This window comes from Prosthecobacter debontii, assembly GCF_900167535.1.
GTDB classification, from domain to species: Bacteria; Verrucomicrobiota; Verrucomicrobiia; order Verrucomicrobiales; family Verrucomicrobiaceae; genus Prosthecobacter; species Prosthecobacter debontii.
In genome coordinates, this window is the sequence record NZ_FUYE01000054.1 from 1 (window position 1) to 1,189 (window position 1,189).

The 1,189-nt window shown below is 51.9% G+C and carries 2 protein-coding genes; both read left to right on the forward strand.

The window, feature by feature from the left end; translation table 11 throughout:
• The coding region (locus B5D61_RS26575) for a hypothetical protein (protein WP_176159684.1) at positions 1 to 513 on the forward strand (513 nt) is incomplete at its 5' end.
• Positions 510 to 1,004, forward strand: coding sequence for a HEAT repeat domain-containing protein (locus tag B5D61_RS25520; protein WP_078816246.1), 495 nt, complete (start codon positions 510 to 512; stop codon positions 1,002 to 1,004). The genes B5D61_RS26575 and B5D61_RS25520, both read left to right, overlap by 4 nt.
• The last annotated feature ends 185 nt before the right edge of the window (positions 1,005 to 1,189 follow it).

Here is a 1,189-nt window from a genome sequence, read left to right on the forward strand (position 1 = left end):
GGGAAGACCATCGTTGGCAGGCTGGGTAAAGCATTTGCGAAAAGGGGAGATGACGCGGTCGAAGCCGTCGTCAAGCATGCCGATGATATTGGGGGAAGTTCTGCGAAAGTGACTGTGGGTAAGGCGGAGGCCTTGACGGATAAAGCTGTAAAGACGCCACAGAGCATTCCTGCTGCAGGCGAGGACTTGTACGTAGGCCTATATGGGCAATCTCGTCGTGCCAACATCCGATCGGGATTGAACGCGACACACACGCCCCACCACGTCGTTCAGAATGCCGTCAGCGATACGTCGCACAGTCTCGGCGTGACCATCAACATGAGGAGGGATTTGCATCAGTTAACTAGGTCTTACCGTAAGAACGCGGATCTTGGAAACAACGTGAGCAATTTAGCGGCAGATGTTTGGGACTTGAGGAATATTTTCCGAGGTGCCGGATATGACCGATCCTTTGTTAATCAGCAAATGCGAGTATTGATTGATCTGAACCGTAAAGTAGGGAATGTGCCATGACCATTGACGATGCACTCCAGTTTTTAAGAAATCATCAACCACTGCCTCCAACAGAAGGCATGTCAGATGAGCTCCTTCAACGATTCGAAGAAGTCCGGAAGTTCCTTATCGCAAACCCAGACGAACGTTGTGTCAGCTTGTTGCTAAACTGCTTTGGCGAAGGTGATGCTTATGGCGTTTATCAACTTGTCGAAGACGCCATACTGGCTTTTCCCGATGAGGTGGTTATCCCCGCATTGGCGGACAGCTTGCGCAATCCAGCAGGCTCTGTGCGTTACTGGAGCGCACAAATCGCAGCCAACTATCCCAGCCAGGAACTTGCCGAGCCATTGATTGAACTATTTAATCGGGGAAATCTCGACGAGCGAGTTGCCGCAGTCACAGCTTTGGAGGTTCTTGGAACTCCACAGGCACGAGTCGAAATGGAGAAGGCTTTAAGCGCCGATATTGAGGACGAACTAAAGACGATGATCCGTGAGGCTCTCGAATAGTGACAACCCATAGCAAGCACGTCACCCATGCCAGCTTCCAAAAAATAAAACTCCGCAGCAAGCTCCTCGGTACAGAGGCCCGAAGGAGCTTGTCACCTTACCGTCCGAACGCGTCAGTGCACGGTTCCACCCCCTCCCGCATTTTTCCTGCGTTTCACTCAGGCCCTGCAGACAGTGGCCTGAAG